The following is a 17,295-nucleotide window of genomic DNA, read 5'->3' on the forward strand; positions in this document are numbered from 1 at the left end:
GAGTGCACAATTTCAGAGAAGTTACTTCGTAAAAAAAATTGCCGTTAATTCTTAGCAGGAAGAGTAAACGTAATTCGTTTTACAAAGCTGAAGAAAATGACTATGAACAACTATCAAATATTTTTTTCAAAAGTCAAAGATTATCGATTTACGATTCACAATTATTGCTATTGGGATAATAAAAAACCCCGCTGGCTTGCGGGGTTCTATAAAGAATCTAATCAGATTTTTATTTCAGTATAACCATCTTCTTAACAGAAGTGAATTCACCAGCCTGTAAACGATATATGTACATACCGCCTGCATAACCGGATGCATTCCAATCATACTTGTAGTAACCAGCTTCAAGCTGCTGATTTACAATTGTTGTTACTTCAGCGCCAAGTGCATCGTAAACTTTAAGTGTTACAACTGCATCTTTTGGAAGAGCAAACTTAATTGTTGTTGAAGGGTTAAATGGATTAGGATAATTCTGTTCCAATTCAAATGATTGAATTAATTTATGATAATCAATTTCTATAATACCTGAGTATTGAAAACTTCCATTATAGTCGATTTGCTTTAATCTGTATTGGTACGTACCGTTAAAAATATTTTTATCTCTAAACGAATAGTCAACTACTTGCGTGCTGTTTCCGGTTCCTTCAACGAACCCCATTTCAATCCAATCATTATTTTGATTAGTTGTGCCGTCATCACCGGAGAAGGAATTTACTTTTCTTCTTTCTATTATAAAACCATAATTGTTTTCTTCACTTGCTGTACTCCAGTTCAAAAAAATAACATCATTACGAACCTCTGCAGAAAAATTTATTAGCTCAACCGGAATTGATTCAGAGATTTTGAGTAACCAGACATCGTGCACACCCGCACCATATGAAAGAGTGTGGCCGGTTACAACAAAGCTACCATCAATCGTTTCAATTACTGAATAGGCAATTTCAGAACTTGTACCACCAAATGTTTTACTCCACATCTGGTTCCCGGCATAGTCCGTTTTTACAAGCCACAAATCATCTCCGCCGGCGCCGAATGATAATGTGTATCCAGCTATTATAAAACCACTGTCACTTGTTACATCAATAGAGTAACCATAATCTCTGCCTGTTCCACCAAACGTCTTCATCCATGACTGGTTGCCGATGCTGTCGGTTTTTATGAGCAGCATATCATCCAATCCCGCACCAAATGATGATGTATATCCTGTAAGTATATATCCGTTATCAACCGTTTGTTGGACAGAGTAAGCTCTGTCAACATCTGCACCGCCAAAGTATTTGTTCCATTGTTCATTTCCTGCTGAATCGGTTTTAACAAGCCAGGCATTTCCAAGAGCACCAGGACCCTGAGAAAAAGTCCAGCCCGCTATTATAAATCCGTTATCAGATGTATTTTGAATTTCCCATGCACCGTCAGAACTAAGCCCACCAAGATTTTTTTGCCAAACTAAGTTTCCTGCAACATCTGTTTTTACCAGGTAAAGATCTCTTCCTCCTGAAGTGAAAGATGATGTCACGCCTGCAATTACAAATCCATCGTCACTTGATTGAATCACTGAGTAGCCTTCGTCGTCACTATTTCCTCCAAAAGTTTTTTGCCACTGCAGACTGCCAAGTGAATCAGTCTTAACAAGATAAACATCCTTTACACCTGCACCGAATGAATTTGTTAGTCCTGCAATTATGTATCCACCGTCATTAGATTGTTTAACGCAGTGCCCTTCATCATCACTATTTCCGCCTAAAGCATTATTCCAGATTTGATTTCCATTTTCATCCGTTTTTATCAACCATAAATTTCTTCCGCTCATCGTTCCGAATGAACGAGTATAACCTGTTATGATATATCCACCGTCTGATGTTTGTTCTACTGAATGACCGATATCTATATTTGTTCCACCAAATGTTTTTGTCCATATAGAATCAACAGTTTGAGGAATAATTTCAGTTGTTAGAAACATTAAAGACATCACAATCAGTTTAATGAATTTTAAAGAAGTGAAAACACGATTCATATTTCCTCCCGAAAAATTATTCATTGAGTAATGGTTGAATCATTTATTCTTTGATTCAGATTTCATTAAAAACAAAACAAATTCAGTCTCACGTAATCGTTCATTCTTAAATTACCAAAATTCTATCTGACTTATTCTTGAAGAATAAAAAACCCCGCTGGCTTGCGGGGTTCTATAAAGAATCTAATCAGATTTTTATTTCAGTATAACCATCTTCTTAACAGAAGTGAATTCACCAGCCTGTAAGCGATAAATATACATACCACTTGCGTAACCGGATGCGTTCCAATCATACTTATAATAACCAGCTTCAAGCTGTTGATTTACAATTGTTGTTACTTCAGCACCAAGTGCATCGTAAACTTTAAGAGTTACAACTGCATCTTTTGGAAGAGCAAACTTAATTGTTGTTGAAGGGTTAAATGGATTAGGATAGTTCTGTGAAAGTTCGAACTCAACCGGAACAGGTGAGTATTCTACGCTTACAACATTTGAGTAAGCGAATGTTCCATCAAAGTCCATTTGCTTTAACCTGTAATAGAGTGTCCCTTCAACTTCGATCTTTGAATCCGTAAAAGAATATAACTGGGTTTCAGTTGTTGTTCCTTTACCTTTCATGTCACCGATCTTTGAATAATTTTTCCCGTCAACACTTCGTTCAACTTCAAAGCCCATATTATTCAATTCACTTGCCGTTGACCATTTAAGTGTAACAGTATTTTCTTTCACAGTAGCGTCGAAAGTTGCCAACTCAACCGGCACAGGCAGCACTCCAAAGAAATCGAGCATCCTCATCATTAGACTGTCTTTATTTGATGGTGATGTTCCATTTACAAGACCTGCGAACTCAAATGCTGACCCGATGGTTCTGTAAGTTCCGCCGTTGTACTGAACTGTAACACCATACGCAGGTGAAACATTGTTGAACATCATTACAGCAGGCGCGATAGCTGAGATATGATCGATGTAGCTGTTGTCACCATTGTATGTGAATGTCATTGTCTGTCCAAGAGAATTTGTCTGACCTAGCACTGTGCCTAAGTCTCCTGTACCATCGGAAATACCATTGATCATGAACATTGGATGAACAGGTGTAGCATCATCATAATACCAGGTATCACCACCTTCCATATACAATTTTCCGCCTGCAGTCAGGTAGTCAGCTAATTGCTGACCTTCTGCCGTTGATAGTACATGGTTGTTAGTGTATATACCGAGGCAAACAAAAATTGATGAATATAAATTCAGGTCGGTAGGGAATGAAGTTACAAGCTGTGAAGATTGTCCGCAGTTTGTAACACACTGCTGTATTGTCGTAGCTGAGTTATGATTTTCATCCATGTCTATGATAAGAACAGGAATCTGACCAACAACGATGTTGAAGTTTCCAGTTCCTGCAACACCTAAGTTTCCTTCAAAGTCAATTTCGAACGATACAGTATGACCCGCAGGAGTTGAAGATGAAGCAGTAACACTGTACTCTTTGGAAATCACAGCATTTGTATCAACATCACCATACACAAGATTATTAGTGTTGATAGTTAAATACGGATCTATACAAGCCAGGTTTCCGCTCACATTAAATGCTTTGGAAGTTCCTGAGTTGGTTAATGAAATAGTTATTGTCGCGGTTTCGCCCGGATCAATTTTACCATTGTTGTTTCCTGTAGGATCCTGAATCGTAAATCCGTTGTATTCAAGAACAGGTGAGTGAGCAGTTATTGAGAAATAACTTGTCCATTGATTTGCACCGTCTGTCGCAACAAGTGTAAAGTTGCATGAATGATTGTCGGGCACACTTGAAGATACAGTAATCTGGAATGCATCGAGAATCCATTTTGATTCACCGGCAACAAAATCACCGAATGATTCAACTGAATCTGAAATTGATATATACTGATCTTCAGATCTTAACACTGCACTGACATTAGTAGCAGGCTGAGTACCGACATTTTCAAGTCTCATATCAAGGAACGGATTTTCACCATAGTCAAGAAGTCCGTTGCCATTTCCACCATCTACTGAAACACCGGGACCATCAGCAATGCTCAGAGAATCAAATACAACATAAGCACCTGCCGGCGGGATTACAGGAACAACTGAGGTGTATCTGTAATAATTTTGTTTTGTAACAGTCACTACAAGATTGTCGCCTGGTGAAAGCATCGGTATGTTTATGTTCACTGGTGAGCCTGTACCATCTGCAGAACCGATTAAGTTTCCGTTTAATGAAAGACCAATGAGTGAATAAGCATCTGATGTGACAGTAAATGTTGAAGAACCACTGATTATTACAGGGTTGTGAACAACTGTCAGGTTTTGCGGCATCTCTGAATAGACTGTTGTGAACGCGTCACCGTGATGATGAAAAAGGTAATACGTCACTTCTTTGTTGCTGGTATTATACGGCCAGCTTGATGACTGCAGAAAATATTTACCTGCAACATTACCGAATGCTGGAAGAATGTTAACCGGACCTGCTGTTCCAAATGTCGGCATAAACTGAGGCCAGAAATAATCCATCATACCCCAAAGGTAGGTATCATTTACGAATGAATATGAAACTTCAGTAGCCGCGATTAAGCCAAGTGCGCCTTTTGAATGACGATGAAATGCTTCAGCAAAACATTCACCGGAGTAATCGAACTTTCCTGTGAGACAGTTTATCGATAGAATAAAAGGCAGATCATTATTATTTAAACCAATGAGATTTGAATTGCTGTAAGCGGGTTCGCCCCAGCCATTTTCAGCACCGTGATCTCTGTGTGAAAGCATAAATGCACCACTATTAATATCATTATTAATGCGTGTTGCATTTCCTCCCCAGTCAGTTAAGTGGGCGGGTGTTGAAGGAATGTAATTCGTACCGGATGGTCCAAAATAACTGACTATCTGGCTTGTATTCTGATTCGAAGACCAGGAAGTACTTGGAGTGCCTGAATAAATTGCGTTCTCTCTTACAGGATGTTTTCCAAGACTGTACTGCCAGAAACCATTTACAATTTCAGAACACAACTGGAACCATCTTTCAGTCTGCCAGCCCATTGCCGTGATTGGTTTATCATAAAAGTTTACATTGGTGGAAGGTGTTCTTTCATTCTTCAACATCTTACCAACTATAGTTGCAAGGTGTGATTCATTCTGAGCTGTAATTCTTGCAAAAGCAATTTCTGCCATGTGATCTCCATTTACATCCGCGTAAATGTGATCCGATTTGCAATAAGAATTATAGATCGGCGAACTAATTCCATTGCCTGTAGCCGCGCCTGTTCCGTAGTCAGCTAATAAAAGAACAGCGACAGGTGGAATTGTCCATGTGTTATATGCGTTATTGATGTATGATTCAATTGCAGTGGTCGTATTCCCACCGATTTGTGTAAGGGTAACTACACCTGTTCTGATACCTTGCTGATTTCTGAAATTTTTTATCGTATCAGCCCAAGCCAGGTAAGTAGGATTATCAGGACTAACAATTATGTATTCAAAATCCTGATCAAGTACATCTGTAATATTTTGATTTTTATAATCGATTACTGGAAGTGTATTGTAGTTAACCAAAGCATCGCGCAATATCGGGTCAAACCAGCGGTTTCTTAAACGTGTTTCACCGAATTGTCCGTTACCGCCGTTGAATGTCACTTCAATTTTTAAATCTTTATAAACAACAAGTTCTTTGCTTACAGGATTATATTGAAAAGGAGTAATACCTATAAGAACTACATCAACTCCTCTGATCTGTGTTTGTTCCGAAAGCTGAACAGGACTTGATGGATAGTACCTGTCAGATGAATATACCTGGGTGTTTCTTTCATAGTGAAGCGGTCCGACTTCGGTATCTTTTGGAATACGAGGCGCTGGTGCGACTTCAACGTTTGTGAAAGTTTCTGTTCTTTGTGATATAACTCTGAACGAAGCATTTGAACCATGCGGGATTGCAATGTATTTACCGATTCCTGCAAGATCAGGATAACCTTCATTGTTTGGTAAAAAAACATCCGGCAGATGAATTGTCTTTTGTGTTAGTCCATTAATCTCAACATCATCCATCTGGAATTGTGTTACAGAATAGTTAAGCGAAACACTGTTCGAAGATTGTCTTTCTACAGTAAGTCCCTGACTTCCCCAGCTATCCGAGTATGTATAAACCTGTGCATTTGTTATTGAAGCGGCAATCAGGATTGAGCATACGAATAACAGAAAGGAGTTAAAAGAAAAGAGTGAGCGGTTTTTTCTCATGGTACAACCTCTTTAGTAAAACATAGTACTTATTTTTTCCCCAGAAATATTTAACGGATATTGGGTGATCCGCATACGAAACTTAGCATTATAATTTTTTAATCAGAACAAAAAAATATTTTTTCCGATAACGTTTAACAACAATTGCTAACTCAACACTATAATGCCTCTGAATATCCTTTGCAATTCTTAAACCAGATGGTTATCGATTGTACATTGTAAATTGTTAATTCTACATTATCCTTTGTGCATTGAATTGATATTAAAACTCTCATTGACTAATTTTAATACACATTTTAGATAAAATATTTTTTCAAAAAGGAGTTCTTGTATGGCAATTAAAGTTGGAATAAATGGATTCGGAAGAATAGGTCGTTTGGTATTTCAGGCTATTTACGAAAAAGGATTATTAGGAAAAACCATTGACGTAGTTGCTGTGGTTGACATAAGCACAGACGCAAAGTATTTCGCCTATCAGTTAAAATATGATTCCGTGCACGGGAAGTTTGCGGGTAAATTAAGTACTGAAAAAAGCAGCCCTGAATTAGCTGATGATGATACATTCATTGTCGACGGATATAAAACAAAATGCGTTATGGCAACCAAAGATCCGTCACAGCTTCCCTGGAAAGAGCTTGGCGTTGATTATGTTATTGAATCAACAGGAATCTTTACACATTCAGATCAGGCTAAAGGACATCTTGCAGCAGGCGCAAAAAAAGTTATTATATCAGCACCGGGCAAAGGTGAAGTTAAAACAGTTGTACTTGGTGTTAATGATCAGGAAATCGATCTGTCAAAACATGATATTATTTCAAACGCATCATGCACAACAAACTGTTTAGCTCCTGTTGTTCATGTTCTTCTTAAAGAAGGAATTGGAATTGAAACAGGTTTGATGACAACAATTCACGCATATACCGCAACACAAAAAACTGTTGACGGTCCTTCAAAGAAAGACTGGAGAGGCGGAAGAGCAGCTGCAATAAATATTATCCCTTCGTCAACTGGTGCTGCAAAAGCTGTCGGCGAAGTTCTTCCTGCAACAAAAGGTAAATTAACCGGAATGTCATTCCGTGTACCCACCGCAGATGTTTCTGTTGTTGATTTAACTTTCCGTTCAGTTAAAGAAACTTCAATTGCTGAAATTGATTCACTTTTGAAAAAAGCATCCGAGACATATATGAAAGGTATTCTCGGCTATTGCAACGAAGAAGTTGTTTCAACAGATTTTATACACGATGAGCGTTCATCAATTTATGACTCATTAGCAACTATGCAGAATAATTTTAAAGATGAAAAAAGATTCTTTAAGATTGTTTCCTGGTATGATAACGAATGGGGTTATAGCTGCCGTTGTGTTGATCTGTTAATGAAGATTGCAAAATAATTTTTGTGTTTGATTCATCTGTCAGTCTGAGCTTGTCGAAGACTGACAGAATTCATTTCAAATTCTATCATCCCTGAGAAGCAAATAATTAAATTCAAACAGATGATGGGTGTAAATGAATCAACATCAAATAAACAACCAACCTGCGAAAAATTCTTTCTCACTTCGAAATACTAATGCAAAGAATTACAGGTAAATGAATAGAAAATCTTAAGGGTGAAAAAATGAATAAACTGTCTATCGACAAAGTTGAACTGAAAAATAAAAGAGTTCTTGTTCGTGTTGATTTTAATGTTCCGTTAGATGAAAACCTGAATATTACAGATGATATTAGAATAACTTCATCACTGCCTACAATAAGAAAGATAATTTCGGAAGGCGGCAAAACTATTTTGATGAGCCACCTTGGACGCCCAAAAGGAAAAGTCAATCCGAAATACAGTCTTAATCCCGCAGCTGTTAGGCTGGGAGAACTGCTCGGGCAGAGTGTTATTTTAGCACCTGATTGTATAGGTGATGAAGTTTCTAAAATTGTTGACGCTATGAAACCGGGTGATGTTGTTCTTCTGGAAAATCTTCGTTACCACGAAGAAGAAGAAAAGAACGATACCGAGTTTGCAAAAAAACTTGCGTCACTTGGTGATGTTTATATAAACGATGCTTTCGGAAGTGCACACAGAGCACACGCATCTACAGAAGGTGTAACAAAGTATATTAAAGTTTGTGCCGCAGGTTATTTAATGCAGAAAGAACTTGAATATCTCGGAAGCGCAGTTACAGAACCTGCCAGACCATATTGCGCAATTCTCGGCGGCGCAAAAATTTCCGGCAAGATCGATGTGATAATGAATCTTCTAAATAAAGTTGACACACTTATCATCGGCGGGGGAATGGCATTTACATTCTTCAAAGCACAGGGAAAAGAAATCGGCAAATCACTTCTTGAAGAAGAAAAGCTTGATCTTGCAAAAGAACTTCTTGAAAAAGTTAAAGGAACAAAATTAAAATTTTTACTTCCTGTTGATGTTGTTGTTGCAGAAGAATTTAAAAATGATTCACCATCAATGACCGTTAAAACAGAAAATATTCCTTCTGCTAAAATGGGATTGGATATAGGACCCGAATCAGTTAAATTGTTCCGCGAAGAGTTGATGAAGGCAAAGACAGTTGTTTGGAACGGACCTATGGGTGTTTTTGAAATGGATAACTTTGCAAAAGGCACATTTGAAATTGCCAACACGCTTGCTGAAGCAACAACAAAAGGTGTGGTAACAATAATAGGCGGCGGAGATTCTGCTGCCGCAATAAGTAAAGCAGGATTAGATGATAAAGTATCTCACGTATCAACCGGCGGCGGAGCTTCTCTTGAATTTCTCGAGGGAAAAGTTCTTCCCGGTGTTGATGCTTTGAGTGAAGCATAATTAATATTTAGTAAAGGAATTTTTGTGAGCAATTATTACAGACCGGGTTTCGGAGGATTCAGTTTTTTCCCGCCCGTGATCAAGAACCTACTTATTATAAACGGCGTTGTTTTTTTTCTTCAGCTTCTGATGGATAACCTGACAATTGGCGGTGTGCCTGCCTGGTACACATTAAATAAATGGTTTGCCCTCAATCCTATTTCTGGAGTTGACAATAATGGCTTACCCTTCAACTTTCAGGTATGGCAACTAATAACATATCAATTTATGCATGGAGGTTTCAGTCATATCTTTTTTAATATGTTCGGACTTTGGATGTTCGGAATGGAAATTGAAAATATTTTCGGTTCACGAAAGTTCCTTTACTTTTATTTGCTGTGCGGAGTTGTAGCTGGTTTATTCCAACTTTTCCTGACACCACTATTAGGTGGAGGCTCAGCTTATACTATTGGCGCTTCAGGCGCAGTTTACGGGGTTCTTCTTGCATTCGCTATGTTATTCCCTGACAGATATATCTTCCTTTATTTCTTCATTCCGATCAAAGCAAAATATCTTATCGGGTTTTTAATAATAATGGAATTTATGCTTGTGGATAGTGCTAACAGCAGTGTTGCACATCTTGCACATCTCGGAGGTGCATTTGCTGCGTTTGTTTATTTAATGCTTGATAAAAATCTTAATCTTGAATTCAAAAATTTATTTAAACGATCTTCATACCGGACAAACAAATCATTTAACCCGTTTGGAAACTCTTCTTCAACTTTCAGAAATAAAAAGCAGGATGTTCAGGAAGCGAACTATTACGACATAAAGGATGAAGAAGATAAAATTGATCAGCAGGAAATTGATGCTATTCTTGATAAGATAAGTCAATCCGGATATCAAAAACTTACTGAAAGGGAAAAACGGATTCTCTTCCAGGCAAGTAAAAAGATGAAATGAAAATCATTAAAAATCTTTCCGCTGTATTTTTTTTAATAATCATTTCTACGCTAATCGGCTGTGATAAAAAACAGCCGATTCCTGAAGAAAAATTCCTTGAAGTTTATTCTGATCTCACTATTGCTCAGGATACGTCTGCAACAAAAAACAAACATCAGCGTGATTCAGTACAGCAAATGGTTTTTAGCAGGTACAACATTACTGTTGATGACTATGAAAAAACAACAGAATACTATTCAGCAAATCCTGAAAAGTGGGAGACATTTTTTAACAGGGTTATCGATTCGCTTGAGGCAAGGAAAAAACGGGCGGCAAAGTAGTCCTGTGTTTTGCGAGTGCAATTCTTAAAAGAGGGTAATCAACCTTATCTCCAAGAACTTTTTTCAGAGATTTTAATTCAGTCACGCCGTTTTTAATTTCACTTAGTATTTCATCATAAAGATTTGCCGGGTACAGATGACGAATATCTGTTTCAGGTTTGTATTCAAGAATAGTTTCAATCTGCATCGATATGACCGGCTCTGCGAGCTTTCTCAATGAAGCTATAGCATTGAGATCATATCCCTTCAACAAAAGCTGGTAGGTTTCATTTATACTTTCAGGTATCTGCTTCTTATTCTCTGAAACACTTACTTCAATCTTTCCTTCAAGAAAATCATTAACAGTTTCAAGAATATCATTGCCAAGTTTGTTGAACATCCTGTTATTAAAACCCGGGATATTCAAAAGCTGATCTTCATTTACGGGTTTGGTTTCTGCTATTGTTCTCAGTATTTGGTCAGAGCAAATCAGGTATGGTGTCTGCACAAATTTTTTAGCCGCGGCGTTTCTTACCTCACGTAACCTGTTGAATAACACAAGATCTTTTTCATAGTCAGTTGTTTTTAAGTTTGAAGTGGATGTCTGTTCACCTTCAAAATTTAATTTGAAATCCTTAAGTACCAGTTCAAATTTTTTATATAGTGAGTGCTCAAGTTTATGTGACGCAAGAAGTGTGCTTATTACGTTTTCGATATCTGATTTTGAATAGAATGCACATACTCCGAATGTTGTAAAACCGCGATACTTTTCTCTTTTCCCTGAACCTGTAAGAATACGGATCAATGAATGCCTGTTTATCGATCCGTTACTTTCGGATAATGTTCTTAAAATTATTTCTGAAAGATATTCTTCTGTTGAAGATGAAACTTTTTCTGTGGTTAAACAGCGGTCGCACTTTCCGCATTTGTAGTCAGTTACATCTTCACCAAAATATTTTAAGATCACTTTGAACCTGCATTCATTTGTAAAAACAAGTTCAAGCATCTTGTCTAATTTTGATTGAAGCCGTAAATAGTTTTCGTTGATCCTCCGGTAATCCAGTTTAAGTCGTTCCGCTTCGACTCTTGGTGATGTAAGAATAATATTGTCGCCTGTTATACTTCGTTTGTATTCGATCATTCCAAGATTATCGAGAATTGTAAATTGTTCATCAAGCGAACGTGCATCAATATCATAAGCTGCTGACATTTTGGACAGTGAAAAACCGATACTTCCTGAAAAAAGATTTGCGCCGTATTCTCGGACAAGTTTTATCAAAAGATCTTTTACAGAATCACTCGCCGGAGAATTTTTTATAAACTCTCTCAACACGGTTTTATCAACAAGAACCCTGATAGATTCTTTCGATTCAAGTTCAGAAAGTTTTTTGAGATAACCACCGCCTTCAAGTATCTTTAACGCCGAATGTAAAAGTCCGCGATTGATTTCCCGTTTTGCCGTTGCAGAAATGAAATCAACATTCAGAGGAATTGGTGAATCAGAAATATTACCGACTGCAATTCTGCCGTAATCACACACAGCATCATAAACAGAGTGCAGCAATTTCTTGTCCGGGTTGGATGCAGAGATAAAGTAGTTTTGAATTTTAATATCATCATCATTATGAAGAAGGAAAGCATAAGACTCTTCACCATCTCTTCCAGCTCTTCCGATTTCCTGGTAATAATTTTCAATCGAACCGGGAGTGTTTAAATGAATTATCAACCTGATATCGCTTTTGTCAATACCCATTCCAAACGCATTGGTGGCTGCTATAACAGGATACTTGCCATTAATAAAATCTTCCTGAACCCGTCTACGTTCTTCTGCCGGAAGACCGGCGTGATAATACACACAAGGGATTTTATGTAGTACAAGATATTCGGTTATCTCCTCGGTTTTTTTACGCGATGAAGTATAGATAATTGCGGGAGTACCAAAACGTTTTAGCAGTTCAACGCATTTTTGTTTTTTACGGTTTGACAGAAGCACGTTGACGGAGATATTTTTTCTCTCAAATCCTTTAACAATTATTTCAGGTTCTTTAAGACCGAGCTGCAATTTTATATCCTCAACAACTTCCGGTGTTGCTGTTGCGGTAAAAGCCGAGACTTTTTTTATTTCAAGGTATTCGATAAAGTTCTTTATGTTGGAATAACTTGGACGGAAGTTATGTCCCCATTCACTTATACAATGAGCTTCATCAACAAATAGAAAAGTCGGGTTAAGTTTTTTTAGTCTTTCAGCAAACGAACTTGTTTCAAGTTTTTCCGGTGCAAGGTAGAGTAATTTAATTTCTCCATACTGAATTGCCTGCAGTACATCTTCAACTTCACTGAATGACATAGTACTGTTAATGAACGCGGCGATTCTCTGGTTTTTATTTAACGAATCAACCTGGTCTTTCATCAATGCAATCAGAGGTGAAATGACAATTGAAAAATTATCCGATATAAGAGACGGTACCTGGTAACAAATAGATTTGCCTGCACCTGTCGGTAACACCGCAACAATATTTTTGCGGGAAAGAATGGACGTAATTATTTCTTCCTGTCCTGGGCGAAAAGATTTGTATCCGAAATATTTTTCTAAAGCTTCGTATTTAGTCATTAAAAAAAATGAATTTATATCTGATGAAAGATATGAATAAGTGCTGTAAAGTGCTTTTGGATTGCAATCATGTAATTTTTATTGTCACTGAATTCCGATTGAGGTAACTTCTATATTAGAAACGACGGATAAATATTTGTCCTTATCTAAATTAACGTAGTTCACTATGGTATGATAATTGTCAATTGTGTTAATTATTCAATAATAAAATGTTAACTAAAACAGGTAGACCAATGAAAAAACTTTTCCTTTTTGTTTCCATACTTTTGATTACAGCTCAGAGTAATTCGCAGGTCAGATATACAGACCAGCTGCTGGATAATACAATTTACAGTAATGCGCCGGATGAGGTTCGTAACAGGAAACCGTTTATACGTGAGTGGATGTTTTTTGAGGAACGTGCTTATCCAAATGGTTTCATTCCCGCTGATGCTTACAAAAATTCTCTGGATCAAAAAAGATTAATGGAGAATGATAACAGTAATTCGACGATGGCTGTGACCTGGGTTAGTCTTGGTCCAACGCCCGGTTCATATCCCGGTTATGGAAGTATTTCCTCACGCATTGTTACCGGTGCTTATCATCCAACCGATCCGAATATAATATATATCGGTCCGGCAAACGGCGGTGTTTGGAAAACAACTGATGGCGGAACAAACTGGCAGCCGTTAGGCGACAATGAAGTTTCAATGTCGATGGGTGCAATTGCAATTGATCCGGTTAATCCGAATATAGTTTATGCTGGAACAGGCGAGGCAACTTACAGCGGCGCCTCTTATTACGGAAGAGGTTTATTAAAATCGACTAATGCGGGCACTTCCTGGATAAATATAACATCGGGACTACCTTCATCATCATATTTTTCAAGATTAGTTCTAAGACCAGGCAATCCATCAGAATTGCTTGCTGCGCTTGGTTCAAGCGGACTTTACAGAAGCACAAATGCGGGAGTTACATGGACACAATTATCAGGCGGACGATGCGACGATGTTGTGTTCACTCCAAATGGAGATACTGCTTTTGCTGTCGGATCCGGAACAGGGATTGTGAGATCTATAAATGGTGGAGCATCGTTTTCAGCTTTTGGAAGTTCAGGATTACCATCAGGTACAAGGACACATTTTGATTTGTGTGCCTCATCTTCATCAGTAATGTATGCTGCGGTTTATACTTCAAGCACATTCACAGCACATAAATCCACTAACTCAGGATTGAACTGGACTCAAGTTTCAGCGAGTTACAATTTTGACGGCGGACAGGCGTGGTATGATATGTATCTTCGTGTAAATCCTGTTAACCCAAACCAGGTTTTTATAGGAACGATTGATATTCATCGTTCGACTGACGGAGGATCGTCATTCACAAATATTACTAACGGTTATTCAGGTGGTAATGTTCATGTTGATCAGCACTTCATGTTTTTTCATCCATCAAATTCAAACACTATCATAGCAACGAATGACGGTGGTATTTACAGAAGTACAAATTCGGGAACTTCATTTGTTAATCTGAATCAGAACCTTACGCTTACACAGTTTTATCGGATAACGGCAAGTCCGTTCACACCATCAAGAATACTTGGCGGAACCCAGGACAACGGAACACAGCAGACATTCTCCACAATTAACTGGGCTGCTGCGTTTGGCGGTGATGGCGGTGAAGTTGCTTTCAATCCGTTTGACGCAAACTTTATCATTGGCGAAACACAAAACGGCGGTTTACGCAGAACTACGAACGGTGGTACAAGCTGGGTTTCCGGAACCAGCGGAATAACAACATCCGAGAGTGTTGCGTGGGTTGCACCTATTGTAGCTCATCCAACAACATCAGGAACATTCTATACGGCGCGTCAAAGAGTTTACCGCTCAACAAATAACGGCGGAAGCTGGACTGCTGTTTCCGGTAATGTGAACGGATCAAGCGCGGTAAGAGAAATGCACATTTCAAATTCAGATCCGAATATACTCTGCGCTTCTTCTTCATCACAGGTTTTCAGATCGACTGACGGCGGTGCAACATTTGTGAACGTATCAACCGGTCTGCCAAGCAAAACAGTTAGCTCGGTTTATATTCATCCCGACAGCGCAAATGTTATGCTTGTAACATTCCTTGGATTCGGCGGTGCTAAAGTTTATAAGACAACTAACGGCGGAACAAGTTGGTTCAGTGTTGCGGGTAATTTACCTGATACACCAATCAGCGATGTTTTTATTTATACTGAAGATGCCGGAAACCCTTCAACATATTTTGTGGCAACCGACATCGGTGTTTTTGTAACAAGGAATGAAGGACAAACCTGGGTTGATCTTGATGACCAGTTACCCAATACAGTTATCAAACATCTTGATTATTCACCTTCAACACATACTTTGAGAGCCGGTACACACGGTCGCGGTGTGTATGAAGCTTACATAGACTTTTATCTTCCGGTTGAACTTGCTTCATTCACAGTAATTGCCGGCGAAGATAAAGTCGTGTTAAACTGGTCAACATCAACAGAAAAAAATAATAAAGGTTTTGAAATCCAGAGAAAATTTAAAAACCAGGATTGGAAAACTATCGGTAATGTTGATGGAAACGGAACAACAACTTCGCCTGTCAGTTATTCATTCACTGATAATTTTCTTTTCACTAATTATGAAGGAAAAGTTTTATATCGTTTAAAGCAAATTGATTTTGACGGCAGCTATGAATTCTCATCAACGGTATTTGCAGATGTTAATTTTGGTGAAAAGGGATTTGTGCTGTATCAGAATTATCCGAACCCGTTCAACCCTGTAACCAACATACGTTATTCAATCCCGAATGAGAGTAAGGTAAGTCTGAAAATATTTAATGCAATTGGTCAGGTTGTGGATGAACTTGTTAACGGTATACAGGATAAAGGTTACAAACAAATTACCTGGAACGCGGAGAACTTTTCGTCCGGAATTTATTTTATTTCACTCGAGGTAGTTGACGGAACTACCCAGCAGCAGTACCACGAGATGAGGAAGGTTACGTTGATGAAGTGAGAAGGAGTAAGAAGTAAGAAGACAGAAGCAAGAATTGAGGCGATCAGAAATGGTCGCCTTTTTTATTGAAGATGCGTGATTGTTTGATTGACTGAATGGATGAATGTGGATGATTTCGTCCCTTAAAATTCATAAATCTTAAATCGTTAATCTTCAATCAACATTCAAAGTCAATTTCCAATCAGCCATTCAGTCATTCATTCAACTCTTCGCTTCTCCCATTCCCAGTTCCGCCGATTCTTTCCTCACCTCATTCAACATTAAACATTTAGCATTTGAAATTAGCTTCGCGTTGCTTTAAGTTGCTATTGTTTTTATGCGCCCATTCTCAAATTCCCGGGGCAGTGCTTTTTGGCAGGTGTACAGGTTTGGCTTGTATGTGGAAAGTGGATCGGGAGGAAAATTATATCTCATTAGGTATTCTAACTATTTTTTAAGAAATATGGTTACTAAAATTGTTAGTTAAATCTTTCAATTAAATGTCTCTATTGTTCGAGAAAACATTAATTCAAAGTTAAATAAATGATAGTCCCGAACTCATTTGAAAAAATATTAGACATTTCAATTTATTTGTCAAAACTGACAAGAAAAGTGAGTTGCTCAAGAAAAGCAAGTGAATGTTCCATTTTTTTTCAAAAAAATATACTTAGTGCATATACCGTTTTTACAATTTATAATCCAAAACCTGTTATTAGTCTTCCTGCACTCTCTGTGGGCGCTGTATTTCAAGATTTTCCATCAGCATTTGTGATAGTTCGTTCTATGTTCGAATCGTATATAAATATGTGCTATCTGTTATTTGATTCTGTCTCAGAAGAAGAAATTGAACATCGTTTGGATTTGTGGGAAAAACATGGATTAGTAGAACAGAATATTTTATTAAAATATCGTAATGTTCATAAAGAGAAAATAAATGAGAATCTTAGTGACATTGAGGAAATAAGAAGTAAAATTTTGAAGAGTAAACATTTTATAAATTTATCTGATTCTGATAAACAGTCAATAAGTTATTCTGACAAATGGACAAGATTAAATAAAATGCAGCTAGCAGAAAAAGCTGAGATTAGTTTATCATTGTCACAATTCATTTATAAGTTTCTCTCAAATTATACACACTCAGAAGCTTTTTCATTGATGCAAATAAAAAGTGTCTCATCATTTGATGAATCTGTTCAGCTTTCAACGCTGCCAAAATTATTTGCTGAAATGATACTGGCCTTGACGCTATGTAAGTTTACGAAGCTAAATTTATTCGACAAGAAAATTCTAACTAAAGACAAAGAGATTATTAGGATAATTAGGTACTGGAGTATAACAAGTAAGAAGGAATTTGAAGATTTCGTTTCTGTAAAATAATAATTATAAAAT

9 protein-coding genes are annotated in these 17,295 nt (G+C 37.6%); 6 read left to right on the forward strand and 3 right to left on the reverse strand.

What is annotated here, in order from left to right; all coding sequences use genetic code 11:
- Positions 1-229 precede the first annotated feature (229 nt).
- Positions 230-2,014 (reverse strand): T9SS type A sorting domain-containing protein, encoded by a 1,785-nt coding sequence (locus IPM56_06395; protein ID QQS37580.1) that lies wholly within the window; start codon positions 2,012-2,014, stop codon positions 230-232.
- A gap of 195 nt (positions 2,015-2,209) precedes the next feature.
- Entirely contained in the window at positions 2,210-6,250 is a 4,041-nt protein-coding gene (locus tag IPM56_06400; GenBank protein QQS37581.1) for a T9SS type A sorting domain-containing protein, read from the reverse strand.
- A 331-nt stretch (positions 6,251-6,581) separates the two neighbouring features.
- On the opposite strand from IPM56_06400, the gene gap reads away from it, so the two are divergent.
- From gap to IPM56_06420, 4 genes are all read left to right on the forward strand, one after another.
- Positions 6,582-7,640 carry a type I glyceraldehyde-3-phosphate dehydrogenase gene (gene gap, locus IPM56_06405; GenBank protein QQS37582.1) on the forward strand — a complete coding sequence of 353 codons (1,059 nt, stop codon included), beginning with the start codon at positions 6,582-6,584 and terminating at the stop codon, positions 7,638-7,640.
- A 224-nt stretch (positions 7,641-7,864) separates the two neighbouring features.
- A complete protein-coding gene (locus tag IPM56_06410) occupies positions 7,865-9,061 on the forward strand; it encodes a phosphoglycerate kinase (GenBank protein ID QQS37583.1) in 1,197 nt (398 codons plus the stop codon).
- A gap of 18 nt (positions 9,062-9,079) precedes the next feature.
- Positions 9,080-10,003, forward strand: a complete 924-nt coding sequence (locus IPM56_06415) for a rhomboid family intramembrane serine protease (protein ID QQS38239.1) — start codon at positions 9,080-9,082, stop codon at positions 10,001-10,003.
- Positions 10,000-10,323: a DUF4296 domain-containing protein gene (locus IPM56_06420; protein QQS37584.1), complete on the forward strand. Its 324-nt coding sequence runs from the start codon at positions 10,000-10,002 to the stop codon at positions 10,321-10,323. Before IPM56_06415 ends, IPM56_06420 begins: the two co-directional genes overlap by 4 nt.
- Here IPM56_06420 and IPM56_06425 read toward each other — a convergent pair.
- Positions 10,280-12,913 (reverse strand): RecQ family ATP-dependent DNA helicase, encoded by a 2,634-nt coding sequence (locus IPM56_06425; GenBank protein QQS37585.1) that lies wholly within the window; start codon positions 12,911-12,913, stop codon positions 10,280-10,282. The two genes, IPM56_06420 and IPM56_06425, sit on opposite strands and share 44 nt — an antisense overlap.
- A 233-nt stretch (positions 12,914-13,146) precedes the next feature.
- Here IPM56_06425 and IPM56_06430 point away from each other — a divergent pair, with 233 nt between their 5' ends.
- Together IPM56_06430 and IPM56_06435 are read left to right on the forward strand one after the other, a co-directional pair.
- Positions 13,147-15,927, forward strand: coding sequence for a T9SS type A sorting domain-containing protein (locus IPM56_06430; protein QQS37586.1), 2,781 nt, complete (start codon positions 13,147-13,149; stop codon positions 15,925-15,927).
- Positions 15,928-16,449: 522 nt separating this feature from the next.
- The gene (locus tag IPM56_06435; protein ID QQS37587.1) at positions 16,450-17,283 is read left to right on the forward strand and encodes a hypothetical protein; all 834 of its coding nucleotides are present in this window, start codon (positions 16,450-16,452) and stop codon (positions 17,281-17,283) included.
- The last annotated feature ends 12 nt before the right edge of the window (positions 17,284-17,295 follow it).

Source organism: Ignavibacteriales bacterium (genome assembly GCA_016700155.1).
Taxonomy (GTDB): domain Bacteria; phylum Bacteroidota; class Ignavibacteria; order Ignavibacteriales; family Ignavibacteriaceae.

Coding starts and splice junctions, on each gene's coding strand:
- IPM56_06395 (QQS37580.1), bottom strand. CDS start 2,014: ATGAATCGTGTTTTCACTTCTTTAAAATTCATTAAACTGATTGTGATG.
- IPM56_06400 (QQS37581.1), bottom strand. CDS start 6,250: ATGAGAAAAAACCGCTCACTCTTTTCTTTTAACTCCTTTCTGTTATTC.
- gap (QQS37582.1), top strand. CDS start 6,582: ATGGCAATTAAAGTTGGAATAAATGGATTCGGAAGAATAGGTCGTTTG.
- IPM56_06410 (QQS37583.1), top strand. CDS start 7,865: ATGAATAAACTGTCTATCGACAAAGTTGAACTGAAAAATAAAAGAGTT.
- IPM56_06420 (QQS37584.1), top strand. CDS start 10,000: ATGAAAATCATTAAAAATCTTTCCGCTGTATTTTTTTTAATAATCATT.
- IPM56_06425 (QQS37585.1), bottom strand. CDS start 12,913: ATGACTAAATACGAAGCTTTAGAAAAATATTTCGGATACAAATCTTTT.
- IPM56_06430 (QQS37586.1), top strand. CDS start 13,147: ATGAAAAAACTTTTCCTTTTTGTTTCCATACTTTTGATTACAGCTCAG.
- IPM56_06435 (QQS37587.1), top strand. CDS start 16,450: ATGATAGTCCCGAACTCATTTGAAAAAATATTAGACATTTCAATTTAT.